Annotated in this window: 22 protein-coding genes; 8 read left to right on the top strand and 14 right to left on the bottom strand. The window is 51.0% G+C overall.

Features of this window, described 5'->3' with window-relative positions; genetic code table 11:
* Window positions 1–47 precede the first annotated feature (47 nt).
* The 3 genes from QZ311_RS10480 to QZ311_RS10470 are packed head-to-tail and all read right to left on the bottom strand — an operon-like array spanning window position 48 to window position 1,352.
* The gene (locus tag QZ311_RS10480) at window positions 48–449 is read right to left on the bottom strand and encodes a hypothetical protein (RefSeq protein ID WP_297067533.1); all 402 of its coding nucleotides are present in this window, start codon (window positions 447–449) and stop codon (window positions 48–50) included.
* A 14-nt stretch (window positions 450–463) separates the two neighbouring features.
* Window positions 464–958 (bottom strand): helix-turn-helix transcriptional regulator, encoded by a 495-nt coding sequence (locus QZ311_RS10475; RefSeq protein WP_297067530.1) that lies wholly within the window; start codon window positions 956–958, stop codon window positions 464–466.
* Complete coding sequence (locus QZ311_RS10470; RefSeq protein ID WP_123615679.1) at window positions 924–1,352, bottom strand: hypothetical protein; 429 nt, start codon at window positions 1,350–1,352, stop codon at window positions 924–926. Before QZ311_RS10470 ends, QZ311_RS10475 begins: the two co-directional genes overlap by 35 nt.
* Window positions 1,353–2,053: 701 nt before the next feature.
* On the opposite strand from QZ311_RS10470, the gene QZ311_RS10465 reads away from it, so the two are divergent.
* Window positions 2,054–2,560, top strand: a complete 507-nt coding sequence (locus tag QZ311_RS10465) for a hypothetical protein (RefSeq protein ID WP_297067527.1) — start codon at window positions 2,054–2,056, stop codon at window positions 2,558–2,560.
* A 116-nt stretch (window positions 2,561–2,676) separates the two neighbouring features.
* Here QZ311_RS10465 and QZ311_RS10460 read toward each other — a convergent pair whose 3' ends face one another.
* From QZ311_RS10460 to QZ311_RS10420, 9 genes are all read right to left on the bottom strand, one after another.
* Window positions 2,677–2,814 carry a hypothetical protein gene (locus tag QZ311_RS10460; RefSeq protein WP_297067524.1) on the bottom strand — a complete coding sequence of 46 codons (138 nt, stop codon included), beginning with the start codon at window positions 2,812–2,814 and terminating at the stop codon, window positions 2,677–2,679.
* Between the two features lie 72 nt (window positions 2,815–2,886).
* Window positions 2,887–3,915 carry a S41 family peptidase gene (locus tag QZ311_RS10455; protein ID WP_297067522.1) on the bottom strand — a complete coding sequence of 343 codons (1,029 nt, stop codon included), beginning with the start codon at window positions 3,913–3,915 and terminating at the stop codon, window positions 2,887–2,889.
* Window positions 3,916–3,946: 31 nt separating this feature from the next.
* Window positions 3,947–4,930, bottom strand: a complete 984-nt coding sequence (locus tag QZ311_RS10450) for a DUF3316 domain-containing protein (protein ID WP_297067519.1) — start codon at window positions 4,928–4,930, stop codon at window positions 3,947–3,949.
* 281 nt (window positions 4,931–5,211) lie between these two features.
* The gene (locus QZ311_RS10445) at window positions 5,212–7,710 is read right to left on the bottom strand and encodes a glycoside hydrolase family 2 TIM barrel-domain containing protein (protein WP_297067516.1); all 2,499 of its coding nucleotides are present in this window, start codon (window positions 7,708–7,710) and stop codon (window positions 5,212–5,214) included.
* Window positions 7,711–7,800: 90 nt separating this feature from the next.
* Entirely contained in the window at window positions 7,801–8,265 is a 465-nt protein-coding gene (locus tag QZ311_RS10440) for an Lrp/AsnC ligand binding domain-containing protein (RefSeq protein WP_123615675.1), read from the bottom strand.
* Window positions 8,266–8,411: 146 nt separating this feature from the next.
* On the bottom strand, window positions 8,412–10,244 hold the full coding sequence (locus QZ311_RS10435) for an ABC transporter ATP-binding protein (RefSeq protein ID WP_297067507.1): 1,833 nt from the start codon (window positions 10,242–10,244) through the stop codon (window positions 8,412–8,414).
* Between the two features lie 178 nt (window positions 10,245–10,422).
* Window positions 10,423–10,821 carry a preprotein translocase subunit SecG gene (gene secG / locus QZ311_RS10430; protein WP_297067504.1) on the bottom strand — a complete coding sequence of 133 codons (399 nt, stop codon included), beginning with the start codon at window positions 10,819–10,821 and terminating at the stop codon, window positions 10,423–10,425.
* A gap of 2 nt (window positions 10,822–10,823) precedes the next feature.
* Window positions 10,824–11,717, bottom strand: a complete 894-nt coding sequence (locus tag QZ311_RS10425; RefSeq protein ID WP_297067499.1) for a hypothetical protein — start codon at window positions 11,715–11,717, stop codon at window positions 10,824–10,826.
* Window positions 11,718–11,792: 75 nt separating this feature from the next.
* On the bottom strand, window positions 11,793–12,323 hold the full coding sequence (locus tag QZ311_RS10420; RefSeq protein WP_297067497.1) for an LptE family protein: 531 nt from the start codon (window positions 12,321–12,323) through the stop codon (window positions 11,793–11,795).
* A 151-nt stretch (window positions 12,324–12,474) separates the two neighbouring features.
* Between QZ311_RS10420 and QZ311_RS10415 the strand changes: the two genes are divergently transcribed.
* From QZ311_RS10415 to QZ311_RS10390, 6 genes are all read left to right on the top strand, one after another.
* Window positions 12,475–13,041 carry a DUF4199 domain-containing protein gene (locus QZ311_RS10415; RefSeq protein WP_297067494.1) on the top strand — a complete coding sequence of 189 codons (567 nt, stop codon included), beginning with the start codon at window positions 12,475–12,477 and terminating at the stop codon, window positions 13,039–13,041.
* An 81-nt stretch (window positions 13,042–13,122) separates the two neighbouring features.
* On the top strand, window positions 13,123–14,073 hold the full coding sequence (locus QZ311_RS10410) for a glycosyltransferase family 2 protein (protein ID WP_297067491.1): 951 nt from the start codon (window positions 13,123–13,125) through the stop codon (window positions 14,071–14,073).
* Window positions 14,074–14,133: 60 nt separating this feature from the next.
* Entirely contained in the window at window positions 14,134–14,670 is a 537-nt protein-coding gene (locus tag QZ311_RS10405; RefSeq protein WP_297067489.1) for a nitroreductase family protein, read from the top strand.
* Between the two features lie 107 nt (window positions 14,671–14,777).
* Window positions 14,778–15,287, top strand: a complete 510-nt coding sequence (locus tag QZ311_RS10400; protein WP_297067486.1) for a DUF6452 family protein — start codon at window positions 14,778–14,780, stop codon at window positions 15,285–15,287.
* A gap of 35 nt (window positions 15,288–15,322) precedes the next feature.
* A complete protein-coding gene (locus tag QZ311_RS10395; RefSeq protein ID WP_297067483.1) occupies window positions 15,323–16,234 on the top strand; it encodes a DUF6048 family protein in 912 nt (303 codons plus the stop codon).
* Window positions 16,235–16,323: 89 nt separating this feature from the next.
* Window positions 16,324–17,310 carry a PhoH family protein gene (locus tag QZ311_RS10390; protein WP_297067480.1) on the top strand — a complete coding sequence of 329 codons (987 nt, stop codon included), beginning with the start codon at window positions 16,324–16,326 and terminating at the stop codon, window positions 17,308–17,310.
* 193 nt (window positions 17,311–17,503) lie between these two features.
* On the opposite strand, the gene QZ311_RS10385 is transcribed toward QZ311_RS10390, so the two are convergent.
* Window positions 17,504–20,218 (bottom strand): DNA gyrase/topoisomerase IV subunit A, encoded by a 2,715-nt coding sequence (locus QZ311_RS10385; protein ID WP_297067477.1) that lies wholly within the window; start codon window positions 20,216–20,218, stop codon window positions 17,504–17,506.
* Between the two features lie 628 nt (window positions 20,219–20,846).
* Between QZ311_RS10385 and QZ311_RS10380 the strand changes: the two genes are divergently transcribed.
* Entirely contained in the window at window positions 20,847–21,797 is a 951-nt protein-coding gene (locus QZ311_RS10380) for an alpha/beta hydrolase (RefSeq protein ID WP_297067474.1), read from the top strand.
* Window positions 21,798–21,904: 107 nt separating this feature from the next.
* Here the strand turns inward: QZ311_RS10380 and QZ311_RS10375 are convergent, their stop codons facing one another.
* Window positions 21,905–22,888: a hypothetical protein gene (locus QZ311_RS10375; protein WP_297067469.1), complete on the bottom strand. Its 984-nt coding sequence runs from the start codon at window positions 22,886–22,888 to the stop codon at window positions 21,905–21,907.
* Window positions 22,889–23,133: the final 245 nt, after the last annotated feature.

Here is a 23,133-nt window from a genome sequence, read left to right as displayed (position 1 = left end):
AAAACGTAAGAATCCCAATAGCGTGATTGGAAATCCCGGTCAGATCATCAATGAGCCGCTACATTTTCATTTTCATCCTTCATCATTCCGGCGACGTTGATAGGCGGAATCATCAGGGAATTGAACGGAGTGCCTTCTGTCTTGCAGAACAGGATGCCCCGGGATGTGCCGATGGTATGTACAGCCAGCAGTTCCATGACAGATTTTGGAATTTGAAGTCCATCCTCTTTTTCAAAGGTCGCCCAATCATCAGGATGAATCACGAAATCACACTGTGATTTCAATATCAGGAATAATTCCTCGTCTGTGGTAAAACGATAGCCTACCTCACACGAAATCTGACGCGTCTCTGCTGAATATTGAAATGACAGTTCCGTGGAAAGTGTTATGTCCTTTCGCTGACAACTTTCCTTTAAGATAGCAAATTGATTTATTGCTATCTTTGACATGTTGAATCGTATCATCAGGCAATTTTATCTATGGTTATCAGAGATTTGGATTCTGTCCAGTTGTTTCCTCCATCAATTATCACGGCTGAACGGAGGGTTTTAGAGCCGGGAAGTTCTGTGTATTTCGTATTTTGAGGCCGGATGGTGTGAAAGGCGAGCTTTCGGGTATAGGTGGTGCAATGTTTCCAGTCGGTAGGGCGGATATAGCTTTCGTAGGCTACTTCACGGCTGTGTTGCTTCGGGACGAATTCTATGCGCGGAACCATCTCGCAGGCAAGCGCTAACTGAGTCAGTTTGGAGAGTTTATGGTCAAAATCACCGTTAAGTATTTGGGAAACGTAGCCTTTAGACACTCCAAGCCGTTCAGCAAACTCAGATTGCGTCATATGCTTTTCTTCAAGATAATGTTTGATGTTATCTTGGAGCGAAAGCTGGATGAGTTGCGTCCAGTAAGCCGGCGAATCATATTTATTTCTATTCTTGTTGAGCTTCATTGTCTTTTTCGTCATCGTTCCTGATTGGAATTTCATCAGGAATATTATTAAAATGTCTGAATATCTTGGCAATGTCTTTCTCCTGCCCCTTCTTATAGCCACCAAGGACTATATAGTAGTCCGGCGGGATTTTAAGAGTATAGATTCTCAGATGTTTTGACTTGAACTCCCACACATCTTTTCTGTCATATTTCCCTCCGGTTATGTGGCGGTACTTGGATGTCGGCAGATTGTTGTTATCAACCTTGTCCATAAGAGCCATGATTGTGTCCATCTCATCAAGTTCGGATTTCTGTCTGAGTGACTTCACAAAGTCCTCAAAGAAATTCCGTCCGTCGATGTAGAGCAGATAGAAATCATATTTTGGGTTATCGATGTCATCGACAGGGCAAAGATAGAATTCAGCCATTTCCAAACAGGATGAAGGAGGGATAGAAACTCTGCAAAGATAACGGTTTTCTGTTGGATTAACAAGCAGAATTCCGATAAAGTTTACTTCAAACTAAACATAATCTGGCTTAAGGAGTAATTATGCTGATTATTAGTGATATGTCTGTGCTTTGTTATGCTAAGTCTTTGCTGTTTTGGTAATTGGCTGAAAACGAATAGAAACGATTTATAGATAATTTGCGGTCGTTAACTTTTTTTATTTGCCTTGTTTTGTTTCTTTCGGTGGTTGGTATGAAGATAAAGATAGGGGGCTGGTGAAAAATCTGATAGTGGTATCTCTCGTTAGCCCCATCTATTGTATAGATATGGTTCGGTTTATATGTCTATATATATATATAACCAAACTTATTTTGCCCAGCCTATTGATTTGCAATGCAAAAAGTCTTAACTTTGCATTTAATTGGGAGTAGTCCCATCACGATATTTTGGAAAAAGAGGCGTTATGTCTTCTTCTTGTATGCGAAAAGCGTAGGAAACTTTATTCACATGAGCAAGAGATGGCGTAATGGTCTCCACGCATATGCGTGGGGCTGTTATTCCCACATCTGCTCATCAAGGTATTCCTACCACCTTCGCATTAAGACGTGGCATTACAGTTCCACGCTTCATAGCATTGTAACTGCACTTTTGGCGACTGTGGTGCATAATATACTACTCCGTATGAAAAAATTTCTGTATTCAATTGTATTTGTACTTGGCTTCATTGCGGCTCAGGCACAATCCACAAATTCTGTGTCTCAAGATTCTCAAGAGGTAACTCAAATACTTGTTCATAGGGTTGATTCTCTTGAACATGAATTATCATATCTTAAATTGACATACGAACTTGATAGGCTTAATTCAGACATAACAATGTTTGCAAATGAAGTGTACACGAAATCTATTGCAATTCAATTAGACTTGTATAATCGAAATTTCAATTCCAAATTAGGCAATTCATATCAACAATACTACGAATCATGCCTACGTAAAAAACAAACTATTTCGGGTTTAATTGAGGCTCAGAAAAGATTCTTTACTCTGAAAGTAATCACGTATCCTTACTCCGAACGTGAATTGGATACATTAATGGCGAGGTGTAACGTAATAGATGATGCTTATGACATTTTAGAGCATTCTATGAATCTGTTTAAAATCACATTTGATGTATATAAAGAGCAAATGTGATTATTCAGCAAATTCCGAAGGTTGACTTTGGGCTCATTCGGAATATTTTCAGCTTTGACTTGTCAATGTGGTTCGGAAAATTCCCTAATGATTTATGGAATTTGCTGACGGAGCAATTATCTTGTCACTTTGGAACGGCTGATATTGTTGCACTCGGTATAGTGGTTTTCCATTGTACCGAGTGCAATGATTATATCGGATGTGATAATTATAGTCTGTTTTGTAAGGGTGGCGAATTCGAGATCTATAAACATAAACTCGATATTGTCAACATGGTATATCGATATTGCTCTAAGAGCGTTGATTAAGTTGATTAAATAGTAAAGTTATTGATTTTGCAGGAGGTTGATGGCGAATTCGAGGATGGTGTCTTTGCCTGACAGGGCTTCGAGCGGGTTCATGTCGACGGCACAGCCTTCGGTGGGTTCGACTCCGAATTCGGTGCTGCGGCGCTCGGCGTCGAGCATCGAGCATGCCGAGAAGCGCACCGACCATCCGCAGGGGAGTTCGGATGAGTAGGGCATGCCTGAGCCTCCGCCTGTGGTAGCTCCGACTACGCGGACTCCGGGGATGAGTTTCATGACTGACACGAAATTGTTGGCCGCCGAGAAGGTCGAGCGGTTGGCGATGACGATGACCGGTTTGCCCCAGCGTATGCGTCCCGCTGCAGCGGGTTTGTATTCGATTTCAAACGGTTCGGAGAAGTCGTTGTGGCCCGGGCCGGTCTTGTGGGAGATGTAGCCTACTACGGTCGGCTCTGTGATGAAACGGCTGACGAGGGTCTCTACGTTGGTGAGGTCGCCTCCGCCGTTGTCGCGCACGTCGATGATCAGTCCCTGAGTGTTTTTCAGGAAGTAAAGCACATTGTCGAGGTTGCCTTCGCCGATGGGGTTGGAGAACGACGGATAGTAGATATAGCCTATGTTTTCGGACAGTATGCCGAATTTCATTCCACCTGTCTGGCGGTAGTTGAAGTTGAAATATGACTCCTCGATGAGCCTCTCGGAGAAGTTTTGCGGATAGTCGCTCCACCATTTACGATAGTAGGAGGTGTTGAAAGGAGCTGAGAGGTTGACGTGGCCGTCCTTAAGCTCGTCGAGCATGTCGGCGCAGACGATGAAAAGCTCCTCGCGTGTCATCTCAGGGCCTATGCGACGGGCGTAGGTGGCATGGACGGCATCCCAGTCGATGCCTTTTTCGTCAAGGAAGCAATAGTGCTCGTCGATTATTGTCCAGAGGGCTTCGAAGTTGCCGTGTGGATCGTCGGCATACTCCTCGATTTTGTGGCAGGATGTCGACAGTGTGGCGATGGCAAGCGCCGTGAAGACTGATAGGAGGGTTATGAGGCGGGTCATTGTTTTGCGTGTGACGGTTGACGGATTGAGGTTAATATAAGGCGTTTATCATCCGGCATTTGGTGGGAATCTCCTTGCGCGGATTGACCGAAATCCACTCGCCGCTGACACCGATGGTGAATGCGTGGGTGAAGATGTTGGTCACCACATGGTTGACTTTCGACGAGAAGATAGCTCCGTGGTAGCCGAGGCGCAGGTTGGTCGAGCCGAGATGGAGGTCGGCCGTCAGCTGGTTGTCGAGCTTGAAGTAGTTGCCCCACCATGCCGCGTGGGCAAGTCCTTCGTGGTCACCGAGATAGATTTCATAGTAAAGCTCGCCGTAGTCGGGGGCGAAGAATGCGCCTGCCACCGGGAGCGTGGGCTGATAGGTGAGTGTCACCGGCAGTCGCCACAGTTTTGTGCGCCATGAGGCGTAGCCTGTCAGGTTGACGGTCCAAGCTGCCTTTGCCGATGCCGGATTGTTGCCGTTGCGAGGGTTGTAGAGGCAACCGGCCTCGATGCCGGTCGAGCCGCCGATGGCAAGGGTGAGGTCGGGGGTGAAGGGGCGGAATTTGCGCATCATACCCCAGTCGGCGTTGAGCATGATGCTCCACATCGTGGCGTTGCGCGCGGGATTGTCGGTCTTGTCGAGGCCGAGGTTGAAATGTAGGCGCATGGTCCAGCGGTCGGGGTCGAAGCGCATGGCCTGATAGCGCTGGTAGTCGAGTCCGGCGTGCCAACCGGTGTATTTTATGGGGCTGAGATAGGTGTCGGCAAGGTGCGCCGAACCGAACTCGGCGGTGTATGCTGCAAAGACGGGGCGGAGGATGGTAGCCGTCGTGTCGGTTATTGATACGGCTGTCCCGGATGTCGGTGTGTCGGCTTCCGCTTCGGTTGTCATGACACTGCATGTGGCGGTTTCAGATATGGCTGTGCCGGCTTCGGCGGCATGAGTGGAGGTGGTAAGGGGAAAGGCTGAGGCTCGGGAGAGACACAGCAGTGTAAGGACTATGGTAATGAGTTGTCGGTTTGTCATTTGTGATGGTGTGAATATAAATACCTCGTCCATGCCGGACAGGTCGATTGCAAAGATAGGCATTTATTCGCAACAGTCAAATACTCCGATTTTGTTTTGGTGTAGGGTTATGGAAGGTTATGGAAAAATGTGCGGTGGGCAGGGGTGTGTGCTGTCACTGTGCGAGGGTCGGTAATTCGATGTCCTGCAGGACATCCGGTTTTGTGGATATGTTTTCCCCGCACATCTTCGCTACGCTCCGATGTACGGGGTTATGAGTAAGGCAGCGTCCTGCGGACGCTTTAGTTGTCTGAAAGACGGATTGAGACGGGGCAGGATTGGGGATTGTAGATGATGAACTGGGCGTGGCCGTTGAATGCCGGGATGGTGAATGATTTCGAGTTTGAATTGGGTGTCGGGCGTTCGATGCCACGGAAGGCCGGGTCGCCGTTTCCTGCTCCAAGTAGGCGTATGTTACAGCCGTGTTCGGAGTCGGTTGACTGGCCGTCGTTTCCTGCTCCGATGAGGCGGTTGATTTCGGTGGGGCTGGACGGATTGCTGCTGTGGGTCGATGAGGCTGTTGGCTGAGATGTGAGGTCAGAGCCGGATTTTCCGTAGGTAATCGTGACCGGGTTGCAGGCGGTGGGGACGGTGCGGTCTTTGGAGTCGACGAGGGTGACATTGATTATCTGGATGCCGTCTTTGGAATAGGCATAGTCAGCTAAAGCGCGGACGGCAGGTCCGGTGGTCTCGACCTTGCCGGTCATGACCCGTCGGCCATCCTTATAGCCGCGTGCCTCGACCTTGCCGGGACGGTAGACGGCCGACCATGAGAGATGTCCGTTGCGTGGCATTGCCTTGCGTCCGAGATTCTTACCGTTGACAATCAATTCCACTTCATCCATGTTGGAATACACCCAGAGGTCGATGTTCTCACCCTCGTGGCCTTCGAGATTCCAGTGAGGGAAGATGTGGAGCACCGGTTCGTCGGTCCACCACGATTTGAGATACCAAGCCTCGTCCTTCGGGAAACCGCAATAGTCGAGCAGACCGAATTCCGAACCTGTCGCCGGATATTCGAGCGGATTAGGCTCGCCACGGTAGTCAAAACCGGTCCAGTAGAAGAGTCCGGCGAGCCACGGACGGTCGGCATAGAACTGCCATCCGCGCGCTATGCGGTTGAGGCAGCTGTCGCGCTGGTCGGGGATGCGGTTGAGCGAGGCCATGCGGCCGTTGGCTCGGTCGTCGAAATAGACACCGCGTGTTCCGCAGCCCGATGTCTCCTCCGAACCATAGGCACAACGGTCGGGATATTCGCCACGGTATTTTTCGACAGGGTTCTGCATTATATAATTGTAGCCGGCGACATCGGCCGGTATTATGGGCATAGGCCCTCCGCTTGTGGCCACGGTCATCGGGCGCGTCGGGTCGATGCGGTGGCAGATGTCGCGCAGCTCGCTGACGATTCGGCGTCCCTTTTCGTCCCATTCGACACCCCATTCCTCGTTGCCGACGCTCCACAGGATTATCGAGGGGTGATTGCGGTCGCAGTCAATCATCCGTCGCAGCTGGCCGGTGTGGTAGCCGTTTATGCCGAGCAGGCGGTTTTCCTCGATGACTAGTATGCCGAGCGAATCGCACGCGGCAAGTACTTCCGGAGTCATCGGGTTATGGCTTGAACGGTAGGCATTGACTCCATATTTCTTCAGTTCCTTGAGTCGGTAGATGTTTACCGCGTCGGGGATGCCTGCGCCTACTCCGGCATGGTCCTGATGAAGATTGACACCCTTGAGTTTGACCGGGCGGCCGTTGAGAAGCATTCCTCTGTCGGGGTCGAACTCCACGGTGCGGAATCCTGTGACGACGGTCTCGCTGTCGGCCGACCGGCCGTCGGACAGCGTGAGACCGATTGTGTAGAGAGCCGGATTGTCGATGTCCCACCTGATAATTGAATCCGGACGCAGTATGAGCGACCATTCCGACTCGTCGCCGGGAGCAGGCATGTCGGTGATGTCGATTCTTTTTTCGGCGGCCTTATTGCCTGACGGGTCGATGAGGACGGCATTAAGAACACAAGTCTCATTGTCAGCATGGCCGACTCCGTAGAGACGGTTGGCTATGCGTCCGCTGACTGTTACAGCCGAATTAGGTCCGTCGACATAGGTGACGGCTACCGAGTTGGGGGCTATGTGGCGCGGTGGTTTTTTGTCAAGCCATGTATGGCGGTAGATTCCTCCGCCTTCATAGAACCAGCCTTCTTCGAGGGTGGCATCGGCGCGGACGGCAATCACATTGTCGCCGCCCCAGTTGACATAGGGGGTGATGTCGTAGGTCTGCTGAGCGTAGCCGCTCGGCTCGCCACCGAGATAGAAGCCGTTGAACCACACCCGGCTGTCGCGGAATATGCCGTCGAAGACGAGCGACAGACGCATCACGGAATCCTCTGCAGCGATGGGGATAACCTTGCGATACCACCCGACGGAGGTCGCCGGATATTTGTAGCCCACGGTCTTGTAGCCGTGGCTGTGGCTTGCATCGCTGGCAAAAGGCAGGTCGACAACAAAGTCATGGGGCAGGTTGACTCCCGTCCATGTCGAGTCGTTGAACTTCATGGCATAAGGGCCTGTGTTATGGACCGATGCCGCTTTGGTGAGATAGTTGAAATATTCAGTGCCGGTCCCGTAGTCACGCGCCGGATCGGTGTGGCCGAAGGCAAAACGCCAGTCATTGTCAATACAGATTCGCTCGGCCGTCGCTCCGAGCGCGACGGTCAAGGCAAAGAGAGGGAGAATGTGTCTCATGCTGTCAGGTAGGAAAATTTAAGGAAAGAAGGGGGGATGCGCAGATTCCCGTGTTTTGCTATGTCGGGATGGCCGGATATGACGGAAGTGTCAGTCGTCGTAGGTGACAGGGAGTACTCTGCTGATGCTGTGGTCGAGCGAGATGAGGGTCTCAGTGCCCACTACGCCCGGAATCATCTGGATTTTATCGTTGAGAAGTTCCATCAGATGCTCGTTGTCACGTGCGAAAAGCTTGATAAGCATCGAGTAAGGGCCTGTAGTGTAATGGCATTCGACGACTTCGGGGACTTTTTCGAGCTGAGGGACTACCTCGCGGTACATAGCACCGCGTTCGAGGTTGACACCGATATATGTACATGTCCTATAACCAAGGACTTTAGGGTCAACGAGATATCCTGAGCCAGTGATTACATTGAGGTCTATCATGCGCTGTATGCGCTGATGTATGGCAGCTCGTGAGACTCCGCATTCCTGAGCGACATCTTTCGAGGCAATGCGCGCGTTGCGCATGACGATTTCTAATATCTTGCGGTCTAAGTTGTCTATTTTTTCCATTATTCCTTATGTTCTGTGCTCAAACAATGAAGATGCTAATATTGGCAATTAATGGCAAATATACACATTTTTTACTGGTTTTCAAACAAATTGTCAAGAAATACAATTATTGGTGCTATATTTGCAATAGTATCCTTATTGAAATGTCAGTTCATCGACTGCATTTCGACAAGCCGGGTGTAATATCCGTTGAGGGCGAAAAGCTCGTCGTGAGTGCCGCGTTCGACTATCTCGCCTTCGTGGAGAACGCAGATGAGATCGGCGTTACGGATGGTGGACAGGCGGTGAGCGATGACGAGTGTGGTGCGGTCCTTCATGAGGCGTTCAAGTGCCTCCTGTACCGATTTCTCGCTTTCGCTGTCGAGAGCTGAGGTCGCTTCATCGAGGATGAGAATCGGAGGATTCTTGAGAATAGCCCGGGCGATTGAGAGGCGCTGGCGCTGGCCGCCCGAGAGGCGGCATCCGCGGTCACCGATATTGGTGTCGTAGCCATGCTCGGTGGCGAGGATGAATTCGTGGGCGTTGGCGATTTTGGCCGCCTCAATGACTTGCTCTTTTGTCGCGTTTTTAACGCCGAAGGCTATGTTGTTGAAAATAGTGTCGTTGAAGAGGATTGCTTCCTGATTGACGTTGCCCATGTAGCTTCGGAGCTCGTGGACGCGAAGGTCGCGGATGTCACATCCGTCGACTGTGATGCTGCCGTGGTCGATGTCGTAGAACCGGGGAAGGAGGTCGGCCAGTGTCGACTTTCCGCTTCCGCTCTGCCCGACGAGGGCCACGGTGCTTCCGGCTGGTATGTCAAGGTCGATTTTTCTGACGACAGGGCTTTCGGAGTCGTAGCCGAAAGTCACGTCGTGGTAATTGATGTGGCCCTTGAGGTCCTTGATTTCCTTCGGCTTGCCGGGGTCGGTGATCGGATTGGTCGCGGCAAGGATGGCATCGACGCGCTCCATAGCTGCAAGACCTTTCTGAATGCTGTAGACCGCTTTCGACAGGTCCTTGGCCGGATTGATGATGCTGTAGAAAATCACCATATAATATATGAACTCCGGAGCAGTGAGGCTTGTCTTGCCCGAGAGTATCAGCATGCCGCCGAAGCTGAGCACGATGGCCACTGTGATTGTTCCGAGGAGCTCGCTCATGGGGTGGGCGAGTGACTGACGGCGCTGCACGGAAGCGGTGATGTTGAAAAAGCGCTGGTTGCCGTCGCGGAAACGCTGCTTGACCTTATCTTCGGCATTGAAAGCCTTGATGATGCGCAGGCCACCGAGGGTCTCTTCGATGTAGCTCATGATTGTGCCCCACTGCTGCTGTCCCTGTAGCGACTTGCGTTTCAGTCTTTTGCCGACGCGTCCCATGACAGTTCCGGCTATCGGGAGGAGCACCAGCACAAAGATGGTGAGCTGCCATGAAATCATGATCATGCCTGAAAGACAGACGATGATCATCACAGGATTTTTGAATAGCATGTCGAGCGACGACATGATTGAGTTTTCAATTTCAGAGACGTCGCCTGTCATTCGTGCCATCACGTCACCTTTGCGTTCGGATGTGAAATAGGCTATCGGGAGCGACACGATTTTTTCGTAGACGAAGTTGCGTATGTCGCGGACGATTCCGGCACGCATCGGAATCACGTAGTAGAGGCTCGCGTAGGTGGCTCCTGTCTTCAGGGCTGTCATTATGACGAGCATGACCGAAAGCAAGACGAGCGTTCCGACCGGCCCCCAGTTGCCTATGCACTCCTGTGTGATCCAATAGAAATTATTGATTGCCACTTCCTTGAGCGAGGCCGAACCAAGCGGCATGAATTCATAGGAGGCTTCTTTCACCTTGAAAAGCATCTCCAGAATCGGGATTATGAGGGCGAAAGAAAAAAGAGTGAGAAAAGCGGCGAGGAAATTGAAGAATATATTGAGAAAAAGATACTTCCTGTAGGGAGGTACGAACCTCATCAGAAGTTGGAAAAATTCTTTCATGCCGATTGCGGTGTATTGTGTGACGGTATGAGGTTTTGGTTATCGGAGAAGTGTCCGCCGGTCATGTCAAGGCGTGGTGTATCAACAACTAAAGCCTGCGCCGACGTTGTTGATGTGTCAGAGCAGGCTATGTGTATGAGATTAACCCTTTGTGGAGAAAAATCCGGATAGGGGTTGATTATTCAGCGGGAGTCTCAGTTTCAGAGGCCTGTGCGGGAGTTTCGGCGGGAGTTTCAGTGGCTGCGGGTGCAGGAGTCGCTGCGGGAGCGGCTTCAGGAGCAGCAGTGTTGAAATCACCGGGAATCACCTGCTCGGCGGGAGCGGCGTTTACGCGTGATGAATTGGCGTTGATTGCCTTGGGCATAGAGAATGTTGCAAGAATCGAGAGAATGCAGATAGCGCCTGCGAGACCCCATGTGAGTTTCTCGATGAAACTGTTGGTGCGGCGCACACCCATAATCTGGTTTGAACCTGCAAACGATGACGAAAGGCCTCCGCCTTTGGACTTCTGAACGAGCACTACGCAAATCAGGAGCACTGCGCAGATGAGCGTCAGGATAATCAATACAATATACATAGTTAATTTGATGGTTTATTTTGTTCGCTTAAGCTCGAATTGAGCATCAATTTACGCAGAAAACGCAATTGGTCTGCAAAGTAAACACTTTTTTTTGGATTATTCAAACTCAAACCGTGAATAATTTCAAAAGCCTTGTCGTAACGGCGACGGCGGATGTAGATTTTTGCAAGACTTTCACTTAGAGATGTGTCGGGGGCTGTTTCCTGAACTGCCGTCGGGTGGTCGGACGGAACGGCGGGAATCTGCGTCGGGGCGGCCTCTTCAGGTGTGCAGGTTGTGGATTTCTCGATGGCCGGCGGCGTGGCAGCCGGGGGGGCAGTCACGGTGGTCATGGAGTTGTCGGCCAAGGGGACTATGGCGGGGACGTCGATGTCGGTTTCGACAGGGCCGGTGGAGGAGGTTGCTCCCTGCTGTTTCAGGATGAAGCTGTCGATCAGTGCTGTCTGCGAGTCGGCCGGTCCGGAGGGGGCGGGGTTGTCGGCTTCTTCGCGTTCGAGAAGCGCGGAGTAGTCGGCTGTCGGGTTGAAGATGAGCCGTTCGAGAAGGCGGTCTTCCTCGGGCGATGAGTGGCCGTAGGTGTTGAGGAAGGTGTCGATGACATTTTCGGTCGTCACCGGGGCTTTCTTTTCGGGCGGATAGAAGTTGAGCCATGTGTCGCGCCGGCTGTCGGAGAGAGCGGCGAATGCTGCCGGATCGGGGGCGTTGAGTGCAATCTGCCCGAGAAGACGCTGACGGGTTTCGGCAGGGAGGGCGTTGCCTTCGCGCTGCATGATTGTCAGAGCCGGAAGTGTGAAAAAGGGGTAGTCCTTCATCAGTCGTTCCACGTCGGACAGCCCGACCGGTATTTCCGGGTCGGAGAGGGAGCGGAGATAGTGGCTTAGCGGTTCGTCCATGGCTCTTTGTCGAAGGAGTTTTTTGAAGTATTAAATTTTAAGTGTTAAGTGTTAAGTATTAAGTATTAAGGGGGGCTACCAGTCGCCGAGTGTGGCGTTGAAAATCAGGTCGACAAGCTCTTTGGAGATTTCGTTGCAGAGCTGGTCCTGCACGTCGGTGAGCATCTCGGAGCTGTCGAAGTCGCGGTAGGCGCTGAATGTCTGGTCGATGTCCTTGCCTTCGGCCTTGTTGTCAATGTAGCGGACCTTGACCTGAATGGTCAGGCGCGTGCGTGATGCATAGGCGTTTTCGGTGACGGCCTGTGGCGAAAGACTGTAGCCCGTGATTTCGCCTTCGAGCTGCAGGTCGGCATTGGGAGTGTCGACTGTGCGCAGACGGGTGTTGCGCGAGATGTAGTCGAGCAGTTCGTTCTCAAATGTCTGTTGGAGAGGCGGATAGACGAGCGCAGCGCGAATCGGGAAGTTTGATACGTAGATGGTCTTGTAGACGGTGTAGTCAATGGCTGCACCGTTGAGTTTGTAGCTGATGCGACACCCGCTCAGCATGCAGCATGCGAGCAGGATCAACAGGCAGTGGAAGAGATGTGGGATGCGAATTGATTTCATTGAAGTACAAAGTTACAACTTTCTTGAAAAAGTGCCAAAAAATACCTAACTTTGCAAGTCGTGAGCGACTTCGGTGCTTGTCCGGGCAGCTTGAATTCCTGCTTGGTTCTCGGCAAGCGCCTCCGTTTCGCCTGACTCAGTTCTAATCCCCATGACAGCAAATCAGAATATAATAACCTCTCCATATCGCCGTGGAGCCGATTTCGGCTTCATTTTCGGCCTTTACCTCTCGCTGATGTTCTTCAGCTCGATTTTCGCAGCCGGTATTCCGCTGCTGGGCCTACTGTCGCTGGCGATGGTGGTCTGTGTGCCTGCTGTAATCTACGTGTTCATCAGGCGCTACGACAAGGAACTGCAGGAGTGTGCCACCTTCCCGATGATGTGGATGCTGGGAGTTGTGGTGTTTGTCTGCGGAATCCTCATTTCCGGTGCTCTGCTCGTGGTCTACATGAAGTGGATCGAGCCTGATTTCATCATGGGGCAGCTTCAGGGGCTGATAGAGCTTGGCAAGAATGCTCCCGGCACGGCGCTCGAAGAGGCCGGCGACATAGCCGCTCAGATGATCGAGGCCAATTTCATCCCTTCGCCCATCGCGATTGTGAGCGAGATTATAATGGCGGCGATTGTCAGCGGCTCGATTCTTTCGATTGTCATCAGTGCTCTCATTGCCATGCGCCACAAGCTTCAGCGCCAGCGCCGCGGACGTATGGACGAATAGATTGCCACGGCGGCATGGATATTCCTTTGAAAACGACACATTCACTACTACAAATCACAATAACCCAATTCCCACGGACTTATGGATATATCAGTGGTCATACCCCTTTACAATGAAGCCGAGTCGCTTCCCGAGCTTGCAGCATGGATTGAACGCGTCATGGCTGACCACGACTTCACATATGAAGTGATTTTTGTCGACGACGGAAGCACCGATGACTCTTGGAAGGTGATCGGAGGACTTTGCGCCAAGAATCCTGCCATGCACGGGATATCGTTCAGACGCAACTATGGCAAGTCGCCTGCGCTCAACACCGGTTTCAAGGCTGCGAAAGGCGATGTGGTAATCACCATGGATGCCGACCTTCAGGATTCGCCCGACGAAATCCCTGAACTTTACAGAATGATCATGCGCGACGGCTATGACCTCGTGTCGGGCTGGAAACGCAAGCGCTATGATCCGCTCTCGAAGACAATCCCGACAAAGCTGTTCAACGCTACCGCACGCAAGGTGAGCGGTATAAAGAACCTGCACGATTTCAACTGCGGTCTGAAGGCCTATCGTCTTGAAGTCGTGAAGCATATCGAGGTCTACGGCGACATGCACCGCTATATTCCCTATCTTGCCAAGAATGCCGGTTTCGGCCGCATAGGCGAGAAGGAGGTTCACCATCAGGCGCGTAAATACGGGACGACCAAGTTTGGCCTCGACCGTTTTGTCAACGGCTATCTCGACCTCGCGACCCTCTGGTTCACCGGGAAGTTCGGGGCTAAGCCGATGCACTTCTTCGGCCTTCTCGGGTCGCTCATGTTCATTGTCGGCTTTATTGCCGTCATGGTGGTCGGATTCGGTAAGCTCTGGGACATGTATCATGGCAATCCCTACATACTTGTCACGGATTCTCCGTATTTTTATCTCGCTCTGACCATGATGATGCTCGGCACGATGCTGTTTCTCACCGGCTTTATCGGTGAACTGATTGTCCGCAACGCTCCGGGGCGCAATCATTATGAAATCAAGGGCGAACTGTGACAAGAAAAGAGGCTGTTACGGAATCCAATAAAGAAAATTAAAAAAATTACAGATATTCTCATGAAATCAAACGCATACCCTCAATTATATCGTCTTTGCGAGCAGCGCTATTCATGTCGTGCCTATTCCGACCGCAAGGTCGAGCGCGACACTGTCCTTACTGTCCTTGACATCGTGCGCCTTGCGCCGTCGGCCTGCAACCGTCAGCCGTGGAAGTTCCTTGTGGCTGATTCCGACGAGCAGCGCGCTGCCATCTTTAGCAGCTATGACCGTGAGTGGATACGCACAGCTCCCGAATTTATCATCGCATGCGGCATCCACGACGAGGCTTGGCATCGCGGTTGCGACGGCAAGGACCATACTGATGTCGATGTCTCGATTGCCGTCGAGCATCTCTGTCTGGCGGCTACTTCGCTCGGTCTGGGGACTTGCTGGGTCTGCAATTTCGATCCCAAGGTGATTGCCGAGGCTTTCGGTCTGCCCGAAGGCGTTGAGCCTATCGCTATTATTCCGCTTGGTTATCCGGCCGAAGGTGTCGAGATTCCCTCCAAGAAGCGTAAGGAGCTTGACGAGATTGTCAAGTGGGGAAGATACTAAGTATTAAGTGCTAAGTATTAAGGATTAAGGGTTAAGTATTAGGTGCTGAGTACAAATTATAAAGTACAAAGTATTAAGTACGAATTATAAAATTTTTAAGTAAGTTTTTGAAAGCGCTTTTCAATATAGTTGTCGTCGGGGGCTGCATTTGGGCGGCGGTGAGTTCGTGTAGCAATGTCGGCTGCACGGAGAATCAGAATTCATTGCCGCTTGCAGGTTTCTACTCGATGTCGACAAAACAGCAGATTACACCCGACTCGGTGGCTGTCGGCGGAGTTGACGCTCCAAACGATACCCTGCTGCTCGGGCCGGGGTCGCGTGTGTCGCAGCTCTATCTTCCTTTCCGTTCCACCAAGTCGTCGACCGAGTTTTATTTTCAATACAAACAGAAGGCTCTCGATTTCCCGTGGCTGGTGGATACGCTGAAATTCGATTATGTTGCCACGCCATATTTCGCGTCGGAGGATTGCGGGGCGATGTACCACTACCGCATCACGGCTTATAGCTATACCACTCATCTCATTGACTCTGTGGCGGTGACCGATTCGCTTATAACCAATATCGAACACGAGACAATCCAGATTTATTTCCGCACTGCGGAGAAGGACGAGGAATGAGGGGATAGGAATGTTATTAAGGACTGACAATCAAGATGTATAGTTTCCAACAGATATTTTCATTTTTTGCGCCTTCGCTACGCGTGGCCGTGGCTGTGATTATGGCTGTGACTGTCATGGAGGTTTCCGCACAGCGTCGTGTCACCCCTGTCACGCCGGATGCCCCGAAAACCATCCCTGATTCGGAGCGCCCGAAGCGTCTCGACCGCACCCATGTCGTGGAGCAGATTGACGCTCAGGGGCGTAAGATTCTGGTCGACACTGTCACTGGCACGGAGGTTGTTGACTCGCTGTTGCTTCCTGCCCCTCCGAAGATGGAATATCCGCTTCTCCACGAGGTGATCGGAGGTGTCAATCTGTGGAGTCCTCTCATGAGGGCTTTCGGGCAGCATTACGGTCTTGGCGATGTGTGGGCGGAAGTTAGTCTCCACAACCGCTATTTCCCGTTTCTGGCCATCGGTGTCGACAATTGCAATGACACTCCCGACGGGTCGAACTTCACGTTCAGAGTCCCGGTGTCGCCCTATGTCAAAATCGGTGCGTCCTACAACTTTTTCTATAACTCCAATCCCGACTATAAGCTCCAGATGGGACTGCGCTACGGATTCACTAATTTCAAGTGGAACGTTGACAATGTGACCGTCAACGACGGATATTGGGGCGAGGAAGGGAAATTCTCGATTGCCGACAGGAAGTCGACCGCAGGCTATCTCGAAGTGACTTTCGGAATCAAGGTGAAGGTGCTCAAAAGCTGGTCGCTCGGCTGGACTCTGATTTACCATTCCATCCTCCACGAGACCAAAAGTGATGTGGGCAAACCGATGTTTATCCCCGGTTACGGCAAGCGCGGATCGGCGGTGACGGGCAGTTTTTCACTAATGTACACGATTCCGTTAAACAAAAATAAAACTGCGGAAGTTAATAAAATAAAAGAGGGAGACAATTGAGGAGTGACAACTCAATATTGATATTATAAAGAACGCGCGCGAGATGTCTTCCTCCACAACGAGGGACTAATTTAACACAAGACACCTGAATGATTGAAAGAATCGTAATCATAGACAATGTCGACCCCGTCAGTTTCTACGGTGTCAACAACTGCAATATGCAGCTAATCCGCAACCTTTTCCCGAAATTGCGCATGGCAGCGCGAGGCTCGGTCATCAAGGTTATCGGCGACGAGCATGAGACGGCTGAGTTCGAGAAGTGCATAAAGGAGCTTGAGGATTATTGCATCAAGTACAACAAACTGACCGAGGAAGTGATTCTCGACATTGTCAAGGGCAAGTCGCCCGAAACTCCGCGCAACGACAATGTGATTATCTATGGAATCAACGGCAAGCCCATCAGCCCGCGCAATGAGAATCAGGCTCTGATGGTGAAATCGGTGCGTGAGAATGATTTGACTTTCGCTCTCGGGCCGGCCGGAACGGGAAAAACCTACATAGCAATCGCTTTGGCCGTAAGGGCTTTGAAAAACCGCGAGGTGCGCAAGATAATCCTTTCGCGTCCTGCCGTCGAGGCAGGTGAGAAGCTCGGTTTCCTTCCGGGCGACATGAAAGACAAGATTGACCCATATCTCCAGCCGCTCTACGATGCGCTCGAGGACATGATTCCTGCCGTCAAGCTTAAGGAATACATGGAGACGAATGTAATCCAGATAGCTCCGCTTGCCTTCATGCGCGGACGCACGCTCAACGATGCGGTCATTGTGCTCGATGAGGCTCAGAACACCACCGTGCAGCAAATCAAGATGTTCCTGACACGTTTGGGCATGAATGCCAAGATGATAATCACAGGCGATGCCACACAGATCGACCTCCCGCGTTCGGTTACTTCGGGTCTGATTCAGGCGTTGAAGGTGCTGAAGGATGTCCCCGGTATCGGTCGGATTGAATTTGCGAAGAAGGATATCGTGCGCCATGCACTCGTCCAGCGCATCGTCGATGCCTACAATCACTTCGACAAGGAGCAGGAAGCCGAAACGGCAGCTGCGCATAGCGCTGAGGACGTAGAAGTATAAAAAGAGATACAGAAATTCAGAATAGACAAAAATAACACATCTTTTAGTCCGTATGGCACGATAAGTTGAAAAACTCTTTCTGCCTGAATCAAGACTTAAAAGATGTGTTATTTTTGTCTATTCTGAATTTTTGTACCTTTATGTTCTTTCTATATCTTTCGGTATCTTTATGTCCTTTTTGATAGACAGGAAGTTAGAAGAGACGGCGTTGGCCGGTGAGTTCGTCGCGGATTTCATCGTCGCTGCGTTCCGGCTCGATTGAGGGATCGGGTTCGGGAGCAGCTTCGGGTTGAGACTGTTCGTCGGACGAATCGTCGTCGTCATCCACTTCATCGGTGGCCACAGGTTCGAGTTCGGTGATATGGTCGATTGCAAAGGTTGTGAGGCGTTTGCCTTTGGCTTTGAACGACTTGACGGCGATGAAATCGCGCGCGACGACTTCCATTGCCGGACGGAACGAGTCGGCGCCGCCGAATGTCACCTCTACGCGCAGACCCGGTTCATCGCTGAGCATTATAAGTTCCGACTTCTCGTTTTCGCCGAGATAGCGCTGCGTCTTGGCCGAGGGTTCGAAGGTGAAGCGTTTGAGATATGGATATTTCTGGTCGGCATCGTTGAGGATGGCCGTCCATACCTTGTGGGGGTTGAATTTCTCGATGCGGAGTATGTTGTCGGGATAATGGTTTGAGGCATCGAATGTCGAGGTGTAGTATTCGCCGTTTTTCTGGATGACGAGCACGAGGTCGCCCGTGTTGAATTCTCCGAGATAGTTTCCACGGCTGTCATAGTTGATTCGCATGACATCGGGGTCGAACCACACGTCGCGCCCTCCGAGGGTGGAGCGTCCGGCCGCTTTGAGCGAGAATCGGTGAACCTCGTTGCGGGTGACGATGTTGCCGATTGCGCTGCGGCCCTTGATGGCCAGTTCGGAGAAATCGACATCAAACTGGAGTGTCTTCAGTCGCAGTTTGGGCTTGAGCGTCACCTTGACCACCTCGGCTTCGCCGTTGTGGTTGACGGTAAACCAGCAGACCTTGCTTCCGGGAAGTCCGGGCGTAAGGTTATAGTCCTTGTCGCGTGTTATACCTGTGACGAAGAAGCGCTTCATGTAGTATGTGCCACCCTTGCCGTTCTGGTAGATGGCGTTGTAGACGGTGCGCTTGTCGTTGCGCTTGAACACGTCGACGTGGATGATTCCCTTGCCTACGAACAGCTTTTCCTGAACCTTGACCACCTTGTAGCGTCCGTCTTTGTAGAAGATTATGATGTCGTCGATCGACGAGCAGTTGCAGAGATATTCGTCTTTCTTTAGCGATGTCCCGATGAAGCCTTCCTCGCGGTCGATGTAGAGCTTCTCGTTGGCCTCGGCCACGGCTGCGGCCTGAATGCTGTCGAAGTTGCGGATGGTGGTCATGCGTGGGTATGCTTCTCCATATTTGTGTTTTAGGTTGGCATACCAGTCGATGGTGTATGAGGTGAGGTTGTCGAGCTTTGAGGTGAGATCGGCGATGCGTTCGTGGAACGATGCAATCTGTTCCTCGCATTTGGCGACGTTGAACTTGAGTATGCGCCCCATCTTGATTTCGAAGAGGCGTATGATGTCGTCGTCGGTGATTTCGCGGATGAATATGTCTTTGAATTTTTCGAGGCGGCCGCGTATGTGGGCTATTGCCTGATCGCGGTTCTCGCTCTCTTCATAGCCTTTGTCCTTGTAGATGCGTTCCTCGATGAAGATTCGTTCGAGTGAGGCGAAATGGAGCTGTTCGCGGACCTCTCCGAGCTGTATTTTCAGTTCCTGTCCGAGAATGTCGCGTGTGCGGTCGACGTTGTGGCGGAGCACGTCGCTCACGCCGATGAAGTGGGGTTTGTTGTCGGAAATCACACAGCAGTTGGGCGATACGGACACCTCGCAGTCGGTGAATGCGTAGAGGGCGTCGATGGTCTTGTCACTCGAAGTGCCGGGGATGAGATAGACGATGACGTTGGCAGTCTGGGCGGTGTTGTCGACCACGGAGCGGATTTTGATTTTTCCAGCTTCCTGCGCCTTGACTATCGACTCGATGAGTGTCGCCGTTGTCTTGCCGTAGGGGATTTCGGTGATGGCGAGGGTCTTGTTGTCGATTTTCTCGATTTTAGCCCTGATTTTCACGACACCGCCACGCTCGCCGTCGTTGTAGCGCGACACGTCGATAGACCCGCCTGTAAAGAAGTCGGGGTAGAGCGTGAACGGTTCGCCGCGCAGATAGGAAATCGCGGCGTCGATGATTTCGTTGAAGTTGTGAGGGAGGATTTTCGATGAGAGTCCGACCGCGATGCCTTCAGCGCCTTTCGATAGGAGGAGCGGGAATTTGACCGGGAGTGTGACGGGCTCTTTTTTTCGTCCGTCGTAGCTGAGGGTCCATTCGGTCACCTTGGGATTGTAGACCACGTCGAGGGCGAATTGCGACAGGCGCGCTTCGATGTATCGGCCTGCTGCCGCTCCCGCACCGGTGAGGGTGTTGCCCCAGTTTCCCTGAGTCTCGACGAGGAGTTCTTTCTGTCCGAGCTGCACGAGAGCTTCGTAGATTGACGCGTCGCCGTGGGGGTGGAACTGCATGGTGTTGCCCACGATGTTGGCCACCTTGTTGAAACGGCCGTCGTCGAGGAGCTTCATCGAGTGGAGTATGCGTCGCTGCACGGGTTTGAGGCCGTCCTCGATGTTGGGGACAGCTCGCTCAAGAATCACGTAGCTCGCATAGTCGAGAAACCAGCTCTGGTACATGCCGCGCAACTGGTGGCGGATTGTGTCGTTGCTGGTGTCGACGATTATTTTCGGATCAAAATTGTCGGAATGTCCGGGTGAGTTTTCTTCCGGTGTCAGGCCGTCATTTTCGTCCAGTGTGTCTGTTGTGAAGTTGTCCTCGCTCATAAAACAGTGTGGTCTATTGTATTTCTATTGGCAAAATTACGAAAAATTCCGCGTTTTTCCTATTGTAAAATTTCATATCCCCCCGGCATGTTCCCCGGATATCCATCGCATGTTCCCCACATATCTCGATATCCGGGGCTACGATTAAGGGGGTGTCCTGACTGACAGTTTTTCTAAAGTATATGGTGGATTTAGCATTTGTGTATGGCCTGACGGTGAAATGGCAAAATGTTGCGAAAAATGGGTTTTTCCGCCAAAAAATCCATCTGTTTTGGCGAAATTTGGTCACGGTGCTAAAAAATATGTTAAAATGGAGGATTTTTGTTGCGTAAAAGTTTGTAGATTCTGCAAAAGTTCGTAAATTTGCAATGTGTTTTTCATGGTATTAGATTTAAGGTTAACTAAGATTGGTTGTCGAGAGACAATCAATTCTTTTTTTATAAGTACTTAAATTTAAAAAAATGACCGGCTTCTCCGTCGCAGGCATGTCTGCGTCAGAAGCCGGCATTTATTTTTCGGAGAATATTGCATATCTTTGATGCGTTTTTAATCCAAGCATACAATATATTGATATCCGATGAAGACAATTGTTTTTTCTCTTGCTTGTTTGATAGCATCGTCAGGTTTCATGAACGCGCAGACTTCGGTTTCTGACAGTCTCATGCGAGTGGAGGCCGATGCGTTTATCGGGGGATTGCCTGCCGGGTTGCAATCCTCTCAGAAAGATGCTATATTGCAGGCTATAGAGGGGGATTGCGTGGCTCTGAACAGTGTTCGCCACGGACGCAACTCGACTCCACCGGTTCGCGAGGGGGTGGCTACGCGCGACATTTCACCGACACTGAGGCTGTATGGGCCGGAGGGTGTCGACAGTGCGCTTCCGCTGCTGATATATTTTCATGGCGGTGGCTGGACGATAGGGAGCATCAACAGCTGCGCGCGTTTCTGTCAGGAAGTGGCGGCGAGCGGTAAGGCAAGGGTGCTGGCGGTCGACTATCGTCTTGCTCCTGAGTTTCCCTATCCTGCCGGACTTGAGGACTGCCGTGGGGCGATAGGTTTCGCTCTGGAGAATGCGGAGGATATTGGTGCTGATGCCGACAGGGTGTTTGTCGGGGGCGACAGTTCGGGCGGAAATCTCGCGTTGGCTACAGCGCTTTCCGATGGTGAGGCTTGCAGGCGGCTCGCAGGTGTGGTCTGCTTCTATCCTGTCACGAAGGCTTATGCCGACGGCTCGGCCTCGTGGGATGACTATGGCGCTGGCTATGGTCTGGACGCGGATCTGATGGAGGCTTTCAATAGTGCGTATATCGGGCATATCAAAGGTCGCGTCCCGGGCGATGTCAATGTCGGGGATATGAGTGAATGGGCACTGGGGCGCTTGCCACGGACTCTGCTTGTGGCTGCCGGGCGCGATATTCTCTGTGACCAAGGCCGTGAGTTCGCCATGAAGGTTGGGGCGCAACGGCTGACGCGGGTTGAATTTCCTCAGGCTGTCCATCTTTTTATTACTGTGGGCGGTCAGCCCGAAGCTTTCCGCCGTGCGGTTGAACTGACGGTCGGGTTTATAGAAGGGGAGTAGACCGGTCACTCCATATATAAGTATTTCAGGAAAACAGATAACCCCTGCTCACATCACATCAGAATGTGAGCAGGGGTTAATGTTTTTATCCTATGACGGGAAATTGATTACTTGTTGATGAACTTCTTACCGTTCTGGATAACGATGCCCTTGTATTCCTTGTTTACGCGCTGACCAAGTACGTTGTACATGGGAGCGTCGGGGTTGAGGGTTTCGTCAGCGATGATGTTGCTGATACCTGACTGACCGGCGGGAGTGAATTCGAAGCCATAGAGACCAACTTGGCTTTTGGGGTTGAAGAGGTAGTAAGACTGACCGGCTTTCACAGGGAAGCTTACGTAGCCAAGAGCAGGACGGTTCTGAGTGATGCCATTAGTGTGCTGGAGAATATAATCTTCGGGCATTTTACCGATATTGAGATACTTGGCATTGCCTTCGTCAACGCTACCTTCAAAAGCGAAACCGGTGTTCTGATAGAAGATGGCAACATCGATAGTTTCGGGAGCAAGAGGCTGTTTTGTTGCAGCGTCAATGATGTAGGTAATGTGATTACCCTTATTGACATATACAGCTGTATTCAAAGTTCCGTCAGCTTTTGCATCAAACTTCCAGTACATACCTTTTGCGGGCATATCCATTCCGGGAGCCCAATAAGTACCTGCAACACGGAACACTTCGTCACCGTTGGAGTTTGTTTCATAGTAATACCAAGAAACTGATTCGGGGTTACCCTGACCCATGAGGTACTGTGCGAACTGAGGTTTGCAACCGTCAACTATGAGAGCGTCATTGCCATCAACAGAGCCTTTGAGCTGCCAAGCGTCTGCTCCGGTAGCGATAGTTTTGTCTGCGTTGGGGGTTGAGAGGCCAGTGAGTGTAATGTTGGCTGTTGATGCTGAAATTTGTGAAGTATTAAGTTCACCGGGTTTGCTTGTGTCGGGGGCTTCAGCTGTACCTCCGGCATAGATATTATTTGTCAGTTTTTCAAGTGTCGCTGTTGTAAGGTCAAAGTCTGCTGCGCGCCAGATTTCCTGTGCATTTACAGACCATGCCATGCATGCCACGGCAGCAAGAGTAAAGATTTTCTTCATAGGGGTTGAATTTTTAAGGTTATGGTATTAATTTATTGAGAATGTTATTTTTTTGGAAAGTATTGTGTGATGATATACTAACTTTAATTCTTGTATGAATGCAAATCGGTGATGCGGGGGCAAAGGTATAAAATATTTTTATAATAAAATAGATTTATTGAGTTTATTTTCATTTATTTTTGGTTAAAAACCAATATTGTCCTAAATAATTTTTGAGTGCTACTCAACGTGCAGAGGCATCAGCC

It is taken from the genome of uncultured Duncaniella sp. (assembly GCF_910578445.1).
Lineage (GTDB): Bacteria > Bacteroidota > Bacteroidia > Bacteroidales > Muribaculaceae > Duncaniella.
This window is presented reverse-complemented; position numbering and strand designations above follow the sequence as displayed.